Raw genomic sequence first — 15383 nt, 5'->3', positions numbered from 1 at the left:
GGGGGTGCGGGGGCGCGAAGCCCCCGCTTTCCGGCCTCACGAAAGATCCGCCCCGAGCCCGACCATCAGGTTCCGGAAGGCCGGAAACGAGGTCGCGATCGGCGAGCCGTCGTCGACGGAGACCGGTATGTCGGCAGCCATGCCGAGCACGAGGAAGCTCATCGCGATCCGGTGGTCGAGATGCGTGGCGCAGGTCGCGCCGCCGGGCACGCGCTCCATCCCGTGAACGGTCAGCATGTCCTCTTCCTCGTCGATCCGCACGCCGCAGGCCTCGAGGCCCCGCGCCATGGCGTCGATCCGGTCGCTCTCCTTTACGCGCAGTTCCTTCACGCCCCGCATGACCGTGGCGCCTTCCGCGAAGGCCGCCACCACCGAGAGGATCGGGTATTCGTCGATCATCGAGGGCGCACGCTCGGGCGGGACCTCGACCCCCTTCAGCGCCGAGGCGCGCACGCGGAGGTCGGCCACCGGCTCGCCGCCCTCCTCGCGCTCGTTCTCGAAGGCGATGTCAGCACCCATCTCGAGCAGCGTCACGTAGAGCCCGTCCCGCGTCGGATTGCGGCTTACGCCTGGCACGAGGATCTCGGAGCCCTCGACGATCAGCGCAGCGCAGACCGGAAAGGCCGCCGAGGACGGATCGCGCGGAACCGCCACCGTCTGCGGCCTGAGCTCGGGCTGACCCGTGAGGGTGATCACCTGCCCCTCGGGCCCGGCCTCGACGGTCAGTTCCGCCCCGAAGCCGCGCAGCATCCGCTCGGAATGGTCCCGCGTCGCCTCGCGCTCGATGACCACCGTCTCTCCCGGCGCGTTCAGCCCCGCAAGAAGGACCGCCGACTTCACCTGCGCCGAGGGCATAGGCACCGTATAGCGCACCGGCACCGGATCGGCCGCCCCCACGATGGTCATCGGCAGCCGCCCGCCCTTGCGCCCGTAGGCCCGCGTCCCGAAGAGCCCCAGAGGATCCGTCACCCGCCCCATAGGCCGCTTGCGCAACGACGCGTCCCCGGTGAAGGTGGCCGTGATGGGAGACGTCGCCATGGCCCCCATGACCAGCCGGACCCCCGTTCCCGAATTGCCGCAGTCGATCACCTCGGAGGGCTCTGCAAAGCCGCCGACGCCCACGCCATGGACGGACCAGTCGCCCGGCCCGTGCTGGATGACCTCCGCTCCAAAGGCGCGCATCGCCGTCGCGGTGTCGATCACGTCCTGTCCCTCAAGGAGGCCGCTGATCCGTGTCTCACCGACCGCCATCGCACCCAGGATCAGCGACCGGTGGCTGATTGACTTGTCGCCCGGTATCTCGGCGCGCCCCCTGAGCGGACCCGAGCGGCGGGCGGTCATCGGTTGCGCGGGCCCGTGTCCGGACATGGTCTTCCTCCAGATTGACGGCGTGAGCCTTACCGAATGCGCCCATCCCGGTCCAGCCTCAAACCTGATCCGGCCGACCCCGGGCGTCGCATCGGAATTCTGGACCGGTCCTGCATCCAAACGCTGCCAGCCAAGGTGAGGGCGGCGCAATTCATTCGCGATCCAATCCGGAGCCGATGCCCCCGACGTTGAGCATCTCGGGCACGATGTGATCCGGTGTCAGCGGATCCACCAATCGCCGTTGCGAGGAATCCGAAAAGTCTGTTCTGACTCCGGAGCGAGCAACTGTGTTCATCGTTCGGGTGAAGATTACGGTGTAAGGGTATATCCTTGCGCCATAATTCCAGATCTTGCGCTACTGCCGACGGAACGTGAGGTAATGCGGTTGTCGTCCCTCTCGCAGCGCCTTCTGCTCGTAGCGCGTCGACAGCCAGTCCTCCCACGGCCGATCGCTCTGCTCCACGAGATCGAATCCCGCCTGCGGCACCTCCTCGAGCGTCTGCCGGACATAATCCGGGATGTCGGTCGCCACGCGGAATTCTGCACCCGGTGCCATGACACGGGCCAGCGGCCCGAGATGGCCCTGGGTAACGAAGCGCCGCTTGTGGTGGCGCTTCTTGGGCCAGGGATCGGGGTAGTTCAGGAAGGCCTTCGAGATCGACGCCTCAGGTAGCACGTCGAAGAGGTCCCGCGCATCGCCCGGATGGATCGCAAGGTTCTCCGCACCAGCGGCGCGGATCTTGCCAAGCAGCATGGCGACGCCATTGACGAAGGGCTCGCAGCCGATGAGACCGATCCCGGGGTTCTGGGCCGCCATGTGCACCATGTGCTCGCCGCCGCCGAAGCCGATCTCGAGCCAGACCGGCCGGCCACCGAAGAGCGTCGCCAGATCGAGTGGTCGGCGCTCGGGGTTCTCCTCCCGGCTGATGCCGGTGGGCCGCAGCCGCCCGAGGTCCTCGGAGAGATAGACCTTCTGCGAGGGGCGCAGCGTCTTGCCGGACCGCCGACCGTAGAAATTGCGCCAGGGCGAGGCCGGGCCGCCGTCGAGGGGACCGGGGGCGGAATCCGGGGTGTCTTTGTCGCTCATTTCGGCACCTCTGCAGCGTCCGCCAGCCCCTAAACGCCCCAGCCCAGCAGGTCAACCTTCACGAAGGCCCTTCCTTGCCTCCGATGGAACCAGAAGCAGAGCCGGCCATCGTCTTATTATATTTCAAATGCTTAGCCGGATTGGTAGCCACTGTTATGCGATAGCAATCGGGAGTTTTTGCCTGACAGCGGCCATCGGACCATGTTCCGACGCAGCAGATGCCACCGCCCCCCGACCGGGGCGCGAACAACGGAGACCGAGATGACCATCAACCTTCGCAAGACCGCCATCGCCGCGCTGGCCGCGCTCTCGCTGGTGCCCGCCGCAGCCGCGCCGGCCCATGCGCTCGGCAAGAAGGACAAGGCCTTCATTGCCGGCGCCGCGACCGCGGCCGTCGCGGGCGTCGTCATCCAGAACATGCGCAGCAACGGCCAGTGGCCCTTCGCCCGCCAGCAGCCGCGCTATGCCGCGCCGGCGCCGACGCAGTACTACGTCCAGCCGCGGGCGACCTACGCCACCACCGCCCCGCGCCGTGTCACCTACCAGCCGCGCTACGTCGCACCGAGCGTTCACTACACGCCCGCAGCCCAGGCCTTCCGCGAGCTCTCGCCGCAGATGCGGCGCGAGGTGCAGATTTCGCTCGCCCGCTACGGCTATTACTCGGGCTCGATCGACGGGGCCTGGGGCCCCGGCACTTCGGCTGCAGTCGAGGCCTATGCCCGCGACAGCGGTCGCTCGGGCCAGCTTGGCAGCGTCGCCGGCGCCTTCGGCGTGATGGACAGCCTCGGCGGCTGATCGGAATTTCACAAAGCACGTTTCAGCAAGAGTTTCAGAACGACAGAAGCCCCGGCGATCGCCGGGGCTTCATTTCGTTCACGACCGCTCGGGCCAACGAGAGTGCCGCGAGGTTCTCCTGCCGGCTGTCGCAGCAGGCCCCATCCGCGGGCGGGCGTCATCCCGAAGCCTCGCGACATCGGGATGACCCGCAGCCTTCTCGCGAGTCAGACGGCCTTCAGCAGCGCCTCGGTCAGGTCCGTCCGCTCCCAGGAGAAGCCGCCATCGGCCTCGGGCGCACGGCCGAAGTGGCCATAGGCCGAGGTGCGGGCATAGATCGGGCGGCAAAGGTTCAGATGCTCGCGAATGCCGCGGGGCGTGAGGTCCATGCACTCGGCCACGGCCTTCTCGATCTGCGCCTCGTCCACCTTGCCGGTGCCGTGGGTGTCCACGTAGATCGACAGCGGCTTGGCCACGCCGATGGCGTAGGAGACCTGAAGGGTGCAGCGGTCGGCCAGACCCGAGGCGACCACGTTCTTCGCCAGATAGCGTGCAGCATAGGCGGCCGAGCGGTCGACCTTCGTCGGATCCTTGCCCGAGAACGCACCGCCACCGTGCGGCGCGGCCCCGCCGTAGGTATCCACGATGATCTTGCGGCCCGTCAGGCCCGCGTCGCCATCCGGCCCGCCGATCACGAAGGTTCCCGTGGGGTTCACCCACCATTCCGTCGCCTCGGTGATCCAGCCCTCGGGCAGAACCTCGCGGATGTAGGGTTCCACGATGGCCCGAATGTCGTCGGAGGTCTGCTCGTCATGGGCGTGCTGGGTCGAGAGCACGATCGAGCGCACCTCGACGGGCTTGCCGTTCTCGTAGCGCAGCGAGAGCTGCGACTTGGCGTCGGGGCGCAGGTCGGGCTCCTGGCCCGATTTCCGCACCTCGGCCAGCCGCCGCAGGATCGCATGCGAATACTGGATCGGGGCGGGCATCAGCTCGGGCGTCTCGCGGCAGGCATAGCCGAACATGATGCCCTGGTCGCCGGCGCCGTCCTTGTCCACGCCCTGCGCGATATGCGCCGATTGGCGGTGGAGGAAGTTCTGCACCTCGATCGTGCGCCAGTGGAACTCCTGCTGTTCGTAGCCGATGTCCTTCACGCAGTCGCGAACAATGCCGTCGACGCGGCCCATGAACTCGTCGAGTTTCTGGGGATCCGACAGGCCGACCTCGCCGCCGACCACGACACGGTTCGTGGTGGCGAAGGTCTCGCAGGCGACGCGGGCGTTGGGCTCCTCGGTCAGGAAGGCATCGAGGACGGCATCCGACACGCGATCGCACAGCTTGTCGGGGTGACCTTCCGAGACGGACTCGGAAGTGAAGACGTAGTTCATGCGGGACATGGAAAGTGCTCCGTTGGGGTTAACCCCGTCACGCCAGGAAGCCGTTGTGACGGTTGCCTTCCGCGCTACACCCCGCGAGAGGGCCGGGTCAAGCGCGACGAGGGCCGCGTGTCGCGAAGAGGAGCGCGCAAAGGGAGAACAGACATACCAGAAGCGGCAATTCTCCCAAGCGAGAGAAGGGGGTAGCCGAAAGGTGGCCCGGCAGTGCGACATCTTTGTAGCCTGCCTCTCCGAGCGGCAGTTCGGCGAGAACGCGCCCCCTCGCGTCCACGAGCGCCGAGATTCCGGTATTCGCCACCCGCACGAGGGGAAGCCCGTTCTCGATGGCGCGGAGCCGGGTCTGCGCCAGATGCTGGTACGGGCCGTTGAAGGTGCCGAACCAGGCGTCGTTCGTGATCTGGAGGATCCAGTCCGGACGCTCCTGCGTGCGAAGGTCCTGCGGGAAGACCGCCTCGTAGCAGATGAGCGGCAGGACCTTGCCGAGGCCGGGTCCGAGGTCGAGCACCTGAGGCCCCGTGCCGGCGGAATATCCGAAGCCTTCCTGCGCCGCGAAGGCGCGCAGACCGAAGAGGTCGAACATCAGATCGCCCATCGGGACATATTCGCCGAAGGGAGCGAGATGGTGCTTGTCGTAGAGTCCCCCGATCCGCCCGTCGGGCGAGACCACGGCGAGACTGTTCCAGAAGCGCCAGCCCTCGCCCCGCTGGATACCGATGACAACCGGAGCGCCGCGACCGGCGGCCGCGACCTCGGTCAGGATGCCGGGAGAGCGATCGAGCAGGTATGGCACCGAGGTCTCGGGCCAGATCACGAGGTCCGGCCGGGAACCGTCCGAGGTCAGCGTAAGCAGCCGGCCGAAATGCGTGGCGGCCAGGTCGGGATCCCATTTCATCCGTTGTTCGGCGTTGGGCTGGACAAGACGCAGGACGGAGCCCGCCGGTGCCGGCTCGGGCAGCGACAGTCGCCAGAGGCCGAAGCCCGACGCGGCAGCGAGCAGGGCTGCCGATAGCGCGAGGCCTCTTGCGCGCAGTGCCACCGGCAGCGCCGCGGCGAGGGTCGTCATCAGGGCAAGGCCGGACGGGCCGATCAGGCTGGCAACCTGCGCGGGCCAGGCACCCACCCAGACATGGCCGATGAGGGCCCAGGGGAAGCCCGTCAGAACATAGCCCCGCGCGAGCTCTGCCGCGGCGAGCGCGGTCGCGAAGGCGACCGGCCGCCGCCAGCCCGGCGCAAGATGCGAGACCCAGCCGGCGAGGGCCCAGAAGAGGGCGAGCCCGAACGAGATCAGCACCAGCGCAAAGGGCGCCATCCAGCCATAGGTCTCGACGTCGATCAGGAAGGGTTCGACGATCCAGCTCAGCGCGAAGGCGAAATGGCCCGCCCCCCCGAAGAGGGCGAGCAGCGCCGCCTGCCTGCGGCCCGCCGCCCCCGCGACCAGCGCCACCAGGCCGGCCAGCGCCGGCAAGGCCAGCCACCAGAGGCCGAAGGGGGCTTGCCCGAACGCCATGCCAACCCCGACCCCGAAGGCAAGGCCGAGACGCGCTCCGAACGGGCGGCTTTGGGCAAGGGCGATCATCCGGGCTCCGGTTTTCCGGAGCCGTGCGTGCCCCGGACGGCGCGCGCCGTCAAGGGCCGCCCGGTCGCGCGGGCGTGATCATCGGGTCGTGGGGATCCGGCGGCGCACAGACGGCGCCACCTGAACCGGCGGCCTATTCGGCCGCCTTCGCCAATGACGCGCCGGTCGCGTGACCGGGAAGGCGGACGCGCAGGCGCTTGATCTTGCGCGCATCGGCATCGATGACCTCGAACTCCGCCCCGCTTTCGTGGGGGACGATCTCGCCCCGCACCGGCACGCGACCCGTGCGCAGGAAGACCAGGCCGCCGAGCGTGTCGATCTCCTCGTCTTCCTCGTCGCGGCGCAGGCGGAGGCCGATTTCGGCCTCGAACTCGTCGAGCGGGGTGCGCGACTGGGCCATGTAGATGCCCGGCTTCTCGAGCGTCCAGAGAGGGCCCTCGGCCTCGTCATGCTCGTCCTCGATCTCGCCGATCACGGTCTCGATCAGGTCCTCGATGGTCACGAGACCGTCCACGCCGCCGTATTCGTCGATCACAAGGGCCATGTGCACGCGTTCGCGCTGCATTTTCTGCAGCAGGACCCCGATCGGCATCGAGGGCGGCGCGTAGAGGAGCGGCCGCAGCATGGCCTTCAGGTTGAAGTCGCCACCGGCGTTGAACCCGTGCTCCAGCGCCAGATCCTTCAGCAGCACGAGGCCGAGGGGCTGGTCCAGCGTCTCGCGGTAGACAGGCAGGCGCGAGAAGCCGTGCTCGCGGAAGACCGCAACCAGATCCTCTTTGCCGATGTCGACGGGCACGGCCACGATCTCGACCTTGGGAATCGCCACGTCGTCCACCCGCAGGCGGCGGAGGTTGGCGATGCCGGGAAGGGTCAGGCTGCTCTGCGCGATGGCGAAGGTCCGGTCCTCGGGGGACAGGCTGCTTCCTCCGGCCTCGGCCGGCGAGAAGGCACTGAATAGACGCCCGAAAAGGCCCCTTGGCCCAGGGTCCGCCTGGTCGTCTTCCGTCTGGTCCGGCGCGCCCTGCGCTGCCATAGACCCGTCGCTGCTACTGTCCATCTGTCCTTTCCGAATGGCCACGCCCGGTGCGGCGCCGTTTCAATATGGGTCGGGCACCCCCAACCCCGCAAGTATTCTCGTCTCGGTGGCTTCCATCAGGACGGCATCCGCGTCCTCGACGTGGTCATACCCCATCAGGTGAAGGATGCCATGAACGAGAAGATGTGTCACATGGTCCGCGACCGGCTTCCCCTGCTCGGCGGCTTCCCGCGAGCAGGTCTCCCAGGCGATGGCGATATCGCCCAGATGCTCCGGATCGTCAGGCTCGCCAGGCTCGGGACGCTCGGGCGCAACGCCCGCCTCTTCCGACCCGCGCTCTTCCGAAGGCCAGGACAGGACGTTCGTGGGCTTGCCCTTCTGGCGGAAGGTGCCGTTCAGCTCGGCGATGCGTGCATCGTCGCACCCCATGACCACCAAGGTGAAACCCTCGCCGGGCAGGTCGAGCCCGGCGAGTGTGGCTTCGGCGGCACGGGTCGCGAGTGCGGGGAGGTCGAGGCCCTCCCAGCGCGCGTCTTCGATCACCGTGTCAACCAGAGGCTCCATCTTCGGCCTCATACGCCTCGATGATGCGCGCCACAAGCGGGTGCCGCACCACGTCCCTGGCGGTAAAGTAGTTGAAGGAGACGCCCCTTACCGACTTCAGCACACGCTCGGCGTCCGCAAGGCCCGAGGCGGTGCCGCGCGGCAGGTCGATCTGCGTGCGGTCGCCCGTGATCACCATGCGGCTGCCCTCGCCAAGCCGGGTCAGGAACATCTTCATCTGCATGGTGGTCGCGTTCTGCGCCTCGTCGAGCACGACGAAGGCGTTCGAAAGCGTCCGCCCCCGCATGAAGGCCAGCGGCGCGATCTCGATCCGCTTCTCCTCCATCAGCTTCATGAGCTGCTTCTGCGGCAGGAAGTCGTTCAGCGCATCGTAGAGCGGCTGCATGTAGGGGTCGATCTTCTCCTTCATGTCGCCGGGCAGGAAGCCGAGGCGCTCGCCCGCCTCGACCGCGGGACGCGACAGGATGATCCGGTCGACCACGCCGCCGATCAGCATGGTCACGCCCACGGCCACCGCGAGATAGGTCTTGCCGGTGCCCGCCGGGCCGATCCCGAAGGCCAGTTCATGGTCGAAGAGATTTGCCACGTAGGTCTTCTGCGCTTCGGTGCGCGGCTCGACCGGCTTCTTCCGGGTGCGGATCTCGTATTTTCCCGGCATGAAAAGTTCGATCTGCTCGCCCTGGGCTGCGTCGGGGGCCGGACGGCCGAGCCGGATCGCGCCGTCGATGTCGCCCGCGACCAAGCCACGACCGGCTTCGAGCCGCGAGTAGAGGCCGCGCAGGATCGAGGCCGCCTGATCCCTCGCATCCCTGTCGCCGATCACCGCGAGCCGGTTTCCCCGGCGCAGGATGTGCACTCCCATCTGGTGCTCGATCTGGGCGAGGTTGCGGTCATATTCGCCGCAAAGATCGATCAAGAGACGGTTGTCCGGGAATTCGAGAAGCGTTTCCACGACATCCTCGGAACGGGTCGGGGGGGTCAGCGCGCTGATGCCCAAAGACATCTCCTTGTGCTGGAGGGCAATGACTCAAGAGTGGGGCTGCAAAGGCTCCAAGGCAAGAAAATAGGTGACCAAACCACAAATTCTTGTGATGCTGCACGCATAGGACGCAAGAAATGAACGAGGCCGCGGAGTGTGCCGCAGCCTTCCGAAAAATTGATTTCCTGTGGGGCCGATCAGGCTCCGATACGCTCTCCGGCGAGCGAGTTCGGGCCGCTTGCGGTGATGCGCACCCGGACGAGGTCGCCGGGCCGGGCCTCGGCATCGGCGACATGGACGGCATGAAGATAGTCCGACTTGCCGACCATCTGGCCCGGCATCCGCCCGGCCTTCTCGTAGAGCACGCCGAGTTCGCGGCCCAGCATCGCCTCCTGCGTCGCCCGCTGCTGTTCGGACAGGAGCGCCTGAAGCGTCTGGAGCCGCGCATCGCAAAGATCGGCCGGAAGCTCGGGCTTCTCGGCGGCGGGCGTGCCCGGTCGCGCGGAATACTTGAACGAGAAAGCCGAGCCGAAGCCCACCGCCCGGATCAGGTCGAGCGTCGCCTCGAAATCTGTATCCGTCTCGCCGGGAAAGCCCACGATGAAATCCGAGGTCAGCAGGATGTCGGGCCGCGCCGCGCGGATCCGCTCGACCAGCCGCAGGTATTGCTCGGCCGTGTGCTTGCGGTTCATGGCCTTCAGGATCCGGTCCGAGCCGGACTGCACCGGCAGGTGCAGGTAGGGCATGAGCTTCGGCTCGGTCCCATGCGCCTCGATCAGGTCCTCGGCCATGTCGTTCGGATGCGAGGTCGTATAGCGCAGCCGCTCGAGCCCGTCGATCCGGGCAAGCTCGCGGATCAGGCCGCCAAGGCCCCGACCGTCGTTCGACCAGGCGTTGACGTTCTGTCCGAGCAGAGTGATCTCGCGCACACCCTTCCCGACCAGCGCGCGCGCCTCGTCCATCAGCCGCGCGAAGGGCCGGCTGACTTCCGCGCCGCGGGTGTAGGGGACGACGCAGAAGGCGCAGAACTTGTCGCAGCCCTCCTGAACCGTCAGGAAGGCCGAAGGCCCGCGGGTCACCTTGCGCTCGGGAAGGTGGTCGAACTTGTCCTCCTCGGGGAAGTCCGTGTCCACCACGCGCGCGCCCGCCTCGGCCCGCTCCAGCATGTCCGGAAGCCGGTGATAGCTCTGCGGGCCCACCACGAGGTCGACGAGCGGCATCCGCTTGAGGATCTCCTCGCCCTCGGCCTGCGCCACGCATCCGGCGACCCCGATCTTCAGGTCGGGCTTCGATAGCTTGAGCGGCCGGAGCCGGCCGAGATCCGAATAGACCTTCTCGGCCGCCTTTTCGCGGATGTGGCAGGTGTTCAGGAGCACCATGTCCGCATCGTCCGCGGTGTCGGTCAGCACATAGCCCTTCGCACCCAGCGCTTCGGCCATGCGTTCGCTGTCGTAGACGTTCATCTGGCAGCCGTAGGTCTTGATGAAGAGCTTGCGGGCTTCGGTCATGGCGCGACCCCTTTCGATGAAGGGGGGTCTTAACCGGAATCGCAGGGAGCTTGCAATCCGCCGGAGCGGCGGCGAATGCTGCGGCGACGACGGACGGTGCCTCGATGCGATACGGCCAGCTTGACGATTTCCTCGCGCAGTGCCGCGCGGCGCCGGTCCGCGGGCCGGTCGCCCTCCTGATGGCCGAGGATGACGTGGAACTGGCCCGCACCGTGGACCACCACGCCCGCGCGGGCTTCCGGACGATCCTGCTTCTGGCCCATCCCGCGCTTGACCTCGACGAGGAAACGGCGGCGCGCGTCCAGCGCATCGACCACGATCCCTTCGCGCCCGACGCGCTGGTTGCGGCGGTCAACCGGCTGATCCCGGCGGTTTCCGGGCAGTGGCTCTACTATGGCTACAACGCCGAGTTCCTGTTCTATCCCTTCTGCGAGACGCGCACGGTCGGCGAGATGCTGGCTTTTCATACCGAGGAGAGGCGCGAGGCGATGCTCTCCTACGTCATCGACCTCTACGCAGGCGATCTCGGCCGGTTTCCGAACGCGGTGTCGGTGTCCGAGGCCATGCTGGACCGGTCGGGCTACTACGCTCTCGCCCGGCCCGACCCGAGCAATCATGGCCATCCGAAGGAACGGCAGCTCGACTTCTTCGGCGGCCTGCGCTGGCGGTTCGAGGAACATGTGCCACCCGACCGGCGCAAGATCGACAGGATCGCCCTCGTCCGCGCGCGTCCGGGCCTCGTGCTCAGGCGGAATTTCACCTTCGAGCAGGAAGAGCTGAACACCTACGCCTGCCCCTGGCACAACAACATCACGGCCGCGATCTGCTCGTTCCGCACCGCGAAGGCGCTGAAAAGCAATCCCGGCTCGCGTCACGAGATCCCGACCTTCCTCTGGCGGAACTCCGTTCGCTTCGACTGGACGTCCCAGCAGCTGATGGACCTCGGGCTGATGGAGCCCGGCCAGTGGTTCTGAGTTGAGTTGGGGTGCCTGTCCGCCGGAAGGGGGGCCAACGCCCAGCCGATGAGGATGCAAGGAGGTCGACGCCTGCGTGGTGCGCGGACAGAACCGGCGCCGACCTGACCAGGCAGCGGCGGCCCGCAGTGCCCGACGCAAGTCCGAAGGCAAGGCCGCCCGGCCGCTGCGCCTGCAGGCCTGGCCGCATGCCGCCCGCGGCGTGCACGGTCAGTCGCGCGCCCGCTCCACCAGCGCCTGCACCTTCGGGCCGATCTCGTCCACGATGACGGCCACGCCCTCGGCGCTCGGATGGATCCCGTCGGGCTGCATGTAGCGCTGCCGCGCATCGGGTTCGTCGAGACGTGCCGCGAGCGGCGCGAAGAAGTTCGTCTCGATCTCGGCATGGTAGTTGGCCGCGAGTTCGGGAAAGATGGCGTCGAAGTCGCGCTTGTAGTCCGGCCCGTAGTTGCCCGGAGCCTCGAGCCCCACGAGAAGCACCGGCAGGTCGCGTGCGCGGGCTTCCTTCAGGATCGCCTCGAGGTTGCTGCGGCTGAGCTTCGGATCCAGCCCCCGCAGCATGTCGTTGCCGCCGAGGTTCACGATCATGGCATCGACCTCGGGCGTCAGGCTCCAGTCCAGCCGCGCGAGGCCTCCTGCCGTCGTGTCGCCCGAGACGCCGGCATTCACCACCTCGACCGCCTCGCCATGATCCCTCAGCCATTGCTGCAATTGCGGGACGAAGCCTTCGCCCTCGGGCAGGCCGTAGCCGGCCGTCAGGCTGTCGCCGAGGGCAAGCACCGTCACCTCTTCCGCCGCGAGCGCCGGCGTGACCGAGAAGACGAAGGCCAGCGCCGTGTTGCGCATCGCGCGGGGCGCGCCATATCGGGTGCTGAAGCTGAGAGAGGCAAGGTGCATGAGCGAGACGATCCTGGCGCTGAGGGACGCGCGGCTGACGTTGGCGGGAAATGCGGGTCCGGTCGAAATCCTCAAGGGAATCGATCTGGATATCCGGCGCGGCGAGACGCTGGGGCTCGTGGGGCCTTCGGGATCGGGCAAGTCGTCGCTCCTGATGCTGATGGGCGGGCTGGAACGCGCCACCGGAGGCACGGTCACGGCGCTTGGCCAGGACCTGACGGCGATGGACGAGGACCAGCTCGCGCGGTTCCGCCGGGGGAATATGGGCGTCGTCTTCCAGTCTTTCCACCTCATCCCCACGATGACCGCGCTGGAGAACGTCGCGATCCCGCTGGAGCTTGCGGGCAAGGAGGATGCCTTCCCTCGCGCCGAGGCCGAACTGCGGGCCGTCGGACTCGGCCAGCGGATGGATCACTATCCCTCGCAGATGTCGGGCGGCGAGCAGCAGCGGGTGGCGCTGGCACGCGCCGCCGCTCCGCGTCCGGCGATCCTTCTGGCCGATGAGCCGACCGGAAACCTCGATGCGGCGAACGGGTCGGCGATCATGGAGATCCTCTTCGGGCTGCGCGACCGGCACGGGGCCACGCTGGTGCTCGTGACCCACGCGCCGGAGCTTGCCGCTCGCTGCGACCGGGTCGTGCGGCTCGCCGACGGGCGCATCGAGGGCGAGGAGCGCAAGGCGGCATGAGGAACGCGGCACGGATCGCGCGGCGCGAGCTGCGGGGGGGCCTCGGCGGCTTCAGGGTCTTCCTGGCCTGCCTGACGCTCGGGGTGGCGGCCATTGCGGCGGTGGGGCTCGTCCGAGCCGCCATCGAGGCAGGGCTGACGGAACAGGGCGCAGTGCTTCTCGGCGGCGATGCGCAGATGGAGCTGACCTATCGCTTCGCCACACCCGAGGAACGGGCGTGGATGGAAGAGCGTGCCGAGCGTGTGTCGGAGGTGGTGGAATTCCGCTCCATGGCCGTGGTGGGCGAAGACCGGGCGCTGACGCAGGTCAAGGGCGTGGACGATCTCTATCCGCTCGAAGGCGCGATCGAGCTCGACCCGCCCTTCCCGCTCGAGGAGGCCCTGGCCGACCGCGGCCTGCCCGGCGCTGTGATGGATCGGGTGCTCGCCGACCGGCTTGGCATTTCGGTGGGCGAGAGCTTCCGGCTCGGCACGCAGAGCTTCCGGCTCGGCGCGCTCCTCGTGCGCGAACCCGACAGCATTACCGGCGGCTTCGCCTTCGGGCCGCGGACGCTGGTCCGCAGCTCTGCCCTGACCAATTCCGGCCTGCTCGGTCCCGGCACGCTCTACGAGACCGAATATCGGCTCGACCTGCCGGAGGGCACCGATCTTGCCGCGGCAGAGGCCGAGGCCGAGGCAGCCTTTCGCGACAAGGGGATGCGCTGGTCGGACAGCCGCCGGGCAAGCCCCGGCGTCGAGCGCTTCGTGGACCGGACCGGATCCTTCCTTGTCCTCGTGGGGCTCGCGGGGCTTGCGGTGGGGGGTGTCGGCATCTCGGCCGCCGTCCGGGCCTATCTCGAGGGCAAGATCGCGACGATCGCCACGCTGCGGACGCTCGGGGCCACGGGTCGGACGATCTTTCTCGCCTACCTGTTCCAGATCGGCGTCCTGACGGCCATCGGCGTCGCTGCGGGCCTCGTGCTCGGCATCCTGCTGCCTCTCGCGGCTTCGCCCTTCATCGTGGCCTCCCTGCCCTTCCCGATCTCCTTCGGCATCTATCCCGCACCGCTCGCCGAAGCCGCCTTCTACGGCATCCTGACCGCCTTCCTCTTCACGCTCTGGCCGCTCGCGCGGACCGAGGGCGTCCGGGCTGCCGCCCTCTATCGCGGCACGGGCGGGGGCGGCCGGCCGCGCTGGCCGTGGCTGCTGGCGACGGCCGCGCTGGCAGCCCTGCTGGTGGGAGGCGCGGTGGCCTTCTCCGGCACCGCGCTTCTCGCGCTCGGTTCGGCCGGCGGCATCGCAGGCGCGCTGGCGGTGCTCGCGGTGGCGGCGCTTCTCCTGCGCCGCGCCGCCCGTAGCGCCGCACGCTCGGGCCTCACGCGCGGTCGGACGGCGCTACGGCTCGCCCTCTCCTCCATCGGAGGTCCACGGGAAGAGGCGGCCTCGGTGATCCTGTCGCTCGGCCTCGGCTTTTCGGTGCTGGCCGCCGTCGGCCAGATCGACGCGAACCTGCGCTCGGCCATTTCGCGCGACCTGCCCGAACGCGCCCCGTCCTATTTCTTCGTGGACATCCAGCAGGACCAGATCGACGGGTTCCTCGGCCGGCTGAACGACGATGATCAGGTGAGCCGGGTCGAGGCCGCACCCATGCTGCGCGGGGTTCTCACCCGGATCAACGACCGCCCCGCCCGAGAGGTTGCAGGCGAGCATTGGGTGGTCCGCGGCGACCGCGGGATCTCCTATGCCGCGCGTCCCGACGAGACGGCCCGCGTGGTGGCGGGCAGCTTCTGGCCGGAGGATTATCAGGGTCCTCCGCAGGTCTCCTTCGCCGCCGAGGAGGCCGCCGAGATCGGTCTGAAGCTCGGCGACCGCCTGACGGTCAACATCCTCGGGCGCGATATCGAGGCCGAGATCACCTCGTTCCGCGAGGTCGACTTCTCCTCGGCGGGCATGGGTTTCGTGATGTTGATGAACCCGGCCGCGCTGCAGGGTGCGCCGCACACCTTCATTGCCACGGTCTACGCCGAACCCGAGGCCGAGGGCCGGATCCTGCGCGAGTTGGCCCAGGCCTATCCCAACATCACCGCCATCCGGGTAAAGGACGCGATAGACCAGGTGAGCGAGGCGCTCTCGGCCATCGCAACGGCCACGGCCTGGGCTGCGGCGGCGACCCTCGTCACGGGCTTCGTCGTGCTCATCGGGGCGGCGGCCGCGGGCGAGCGCGGACGGATCTACGAGGCCGCCGTGCTGAAGACCCTCGGCGCCACCCGCGGGCGCATCCTCGCGAGCTTCGCGCTCCGGTCGGGGCTGCTCGGGGCGGCGGCGGGCCTCGTCGCGATCCTCGCGGGCGGCCTCGCCGGCTGGGCGGTGATGACCTTCGTCATGGACTCGAGCTACCGGTTCGAGCCGGTTTCGGCCCTGGCGATCGTCGCCGGAGGCGTGCTCGCCACGCTTCTCGCCGGTCTCGCCTTCGCGCTTCGGCCGCTGCGAGCGCGGCCCGCGCAGGTTCTTCGCTCGCAGGAGTAGGATGGCTGGAACCTTACCACGTCTCCGCGCGTTA

The 15383-nt window shown here is 68.3% G+C and carries 13 protein-coding genes and 1 riboswitch; of the genes, 4 read left to right on the top strand and 9 right to left on the bottom strand.

Annotated elements, in window-relative coordinates; all coding sequences use genetic code 11:
• Nucleotides 1-36: 36 nt before the first annotated feature.
• Both aroA and trmB read right to left on the bottom strand, forming a co-directional pair.
• Complete coding sequence (gene aroA, locus ACTVZP_RS17395; protein ID WP_443213430.1) at nucleotides 37-1368, bottom strand: 3-phosphoshikimate 1-carboxyvinyltransferase; 1332 nt, start codon at nucleotides 1366-1368, stop codon at nucleotides 37-39.
• 355 nt (nucleotides 1369-1723) lie between these two features.
• On the bottom strand, nucleotides 1724-2455 hold the full coding sequence (gene trmB / locus ACTVZP_RS17390) for a tRNA (guanine(46)-N(7))-methyltransferase TrmB (protein WP_443213429.1): 732 nt from the start codon (nucleotides 2453-2455) through the stop codon (nucleotides 1724-1726).
• A 261-nt stretch (nucleotides 2456-2716) separates the two neighbouring features.
• On the opposite strand from trmB, the gene ACTVZP_RS17385 reads away from it, so the two are divergent.
• On the top strand, nucleotides 2717-3250 hold the full coding sequence (locus ACTVZP_RS17385; RefSeq protein ID WP_443213428.1) for a peptidoglycan-binding domain-containing protein: 534 nt from the start codon (nucleotides 2717-2719) through the stop codon (nucleotides 3248-3250).
• A gap of 206 nt (nucleotides 3251-3456) precedes the next feature.
• Here ACTVZP_RS17385 and metK read toward each other — a convergent pair whose 3' ends face one another.
• From metK to miaB, 6 genes are all read right to left on the bottom strand, one after another.
• Nucleotides 3457-4623, bottom strand: a complete 1167-nt coding sequence (gene metK, locus ACTVZP_RS17380) for a methionine adenosyltransferase (RefSeq protein WP_443213427.1) — start codon at nucleotides 4621-4623, stop codon at nucleotides 3457-3459.
• A gap of 6 nt (nucleotides 4624-4629) precedes the next feature.
• Nucleotides 4630-4679: riboswitch (SAM-SAH riboswitch) on the bottom strand.
• A gap of 32 nt (nucleotides 4680-4711) precedes the next feature.
• On the bottom strand, nucleotides 4712-6199 hold the full coding sequence (gene lnt / locus ACTVZP_RS17375; protein ID WP_443213426.1) for an apolipoprotein N-acyltransferase: 1488 nt from the start codon (nucleotides 6197-6199) through the stop codon (nucleotides 4712-4714).
• Nucleotides 6200-6332: 133 nt separating this feature from the next.
• Nucleotides 6333-7256 (bottom strand): hemolysin family protein, encoded by a 924-nt coding sequence (locus ACTVZP_RS17370; protein ID WP_443213425.1) that lies wholly within the window; start codon nucleotides 7254-7256, stop codon nucleotides 6333-6335.
• Nucleotides 7257-7295: 39 nt separating this feature from the next.
• On the bottom strand, nucleotides 7296-7799 hold the full coding sequence (gene ybeY, locus ACTVZP_RS17365; protein ID WP_443213424.1) for an rRNA maturation RNase YbeY: 504 nt from the start codon (nucleotides 7797-7799) through the stop codon (nucleotides 7296-7298).
• Nucleotides 7783-8802 (bottom strand): PhoH family protein, encoded by a 1020-nt coding sequence (locus tag ACTVZP_RS17360; protein WP_443213423.1) that lies wholly within the window; start codon nucleotides 8800-8802, stop codon nucleotides 7783-7785. The genes ybeY and ACTVZP_RS17360 overlap by 17 nt, the downstream gene beginning before the upstream one ends.
• A 173-nt stretch (nucleotides 8803-8975) precedes the next feature.
• Nucleotides 8976-10286, bottom strand: coding sequence for a tRNA (N6-isopentenyl adenosine(37)-C2)-methylthiotransferase MiaB (gene miaB / locus ACTVZP_RS17355; protein ID WP_443213422.1), 1311 nt, complete (start codon nucleotides 10284-10286; stop codon nucleotides 8976-8978).
• Nucleotides 10287-10390: 104 nt separating this feature from the next.
• Here miaB and ACTVZP_RS17350 point away from each other — a divergent pair, with 104 nt between their 5' ends.
• On the top strand, nucleotides 10391-11260 hold the full coding sequence (locus ACTVZP_RS17350) for a glycosyltransferase family 2 protein (protein ID WP_443213421.1): 870 nt from the start codon (nucleotides 10391-10393) through the stop codon (nucleotides 11258-11260).
• 210 nt (nucleotides 11261-11470) lie between these two features.
• Here ACTVZP_RS17350 and ACTVZP_RS17345 read toward each other — a convergent pair whose 3' ends face one another.
• Entirely contained in the window at nucleotides 11471-12157 is a 687-nt protein-coding gene (locus ACTVZP_RS17345; RefSeq protein WP_443213420.1) for an arylesterase, read from the bottom strand.
• On the opposite strand from ACTVZP_RS17345, the gene ACTVZP_RS17340 reads away from it, so the two are divergent.
• Both ACTVZP_RS17340 and ACTVZP_RS17335 read left to right on the top strand, forming a co-directional pair.
• A complete protein-coding gene (locus tag ACTVZP_RS17340; RefSeq protein ID WP_443213419.1) occupies nucleotides 12156-12845 on the top strand; it encodes an ABC transporter ATP-binding protein in 690 nt (229 codons plus the stop codon). The two genes, ACTVZP_RS17345 and ACTVZP_RS17340, sit on opposite strands and share 2 nt — an antisense overlap.
• Nucleotides 12842-15349: an ABC transporter permease gene (locus tag ACTVZP_RS17335; RefSeq protein ID WP_443213418.1), complete on the top strand. Its 2508-nt coding sequence runs from the start codon at nucleotides 12842-12844 to the stop codon at nucleotides 15347-15349. The genes ACTVZP_RS17340 and ACTVZP_RS17335 overlap by 4 nt, the downstream gene beginning before the upstream one ends.
• Nucleotides 15350-15383 lie beyond the last annotated feature (34 nt).

Origin of the sequence: Rhodobacter sp. NSM (genome assembly GCF_052244495.1) — a bacterium.
Lineage (GTDB): Bacteria > Pseudomonadota > Alphaproteobacteria > Rhodobacterales > Rhodobacteraceae > Cereibacter_A.
The sequence above is the reverse complement of the archived record's forward strand: the minus strand, read 5'-3'. Positions and strand labels throughout refer to the sequence as shown.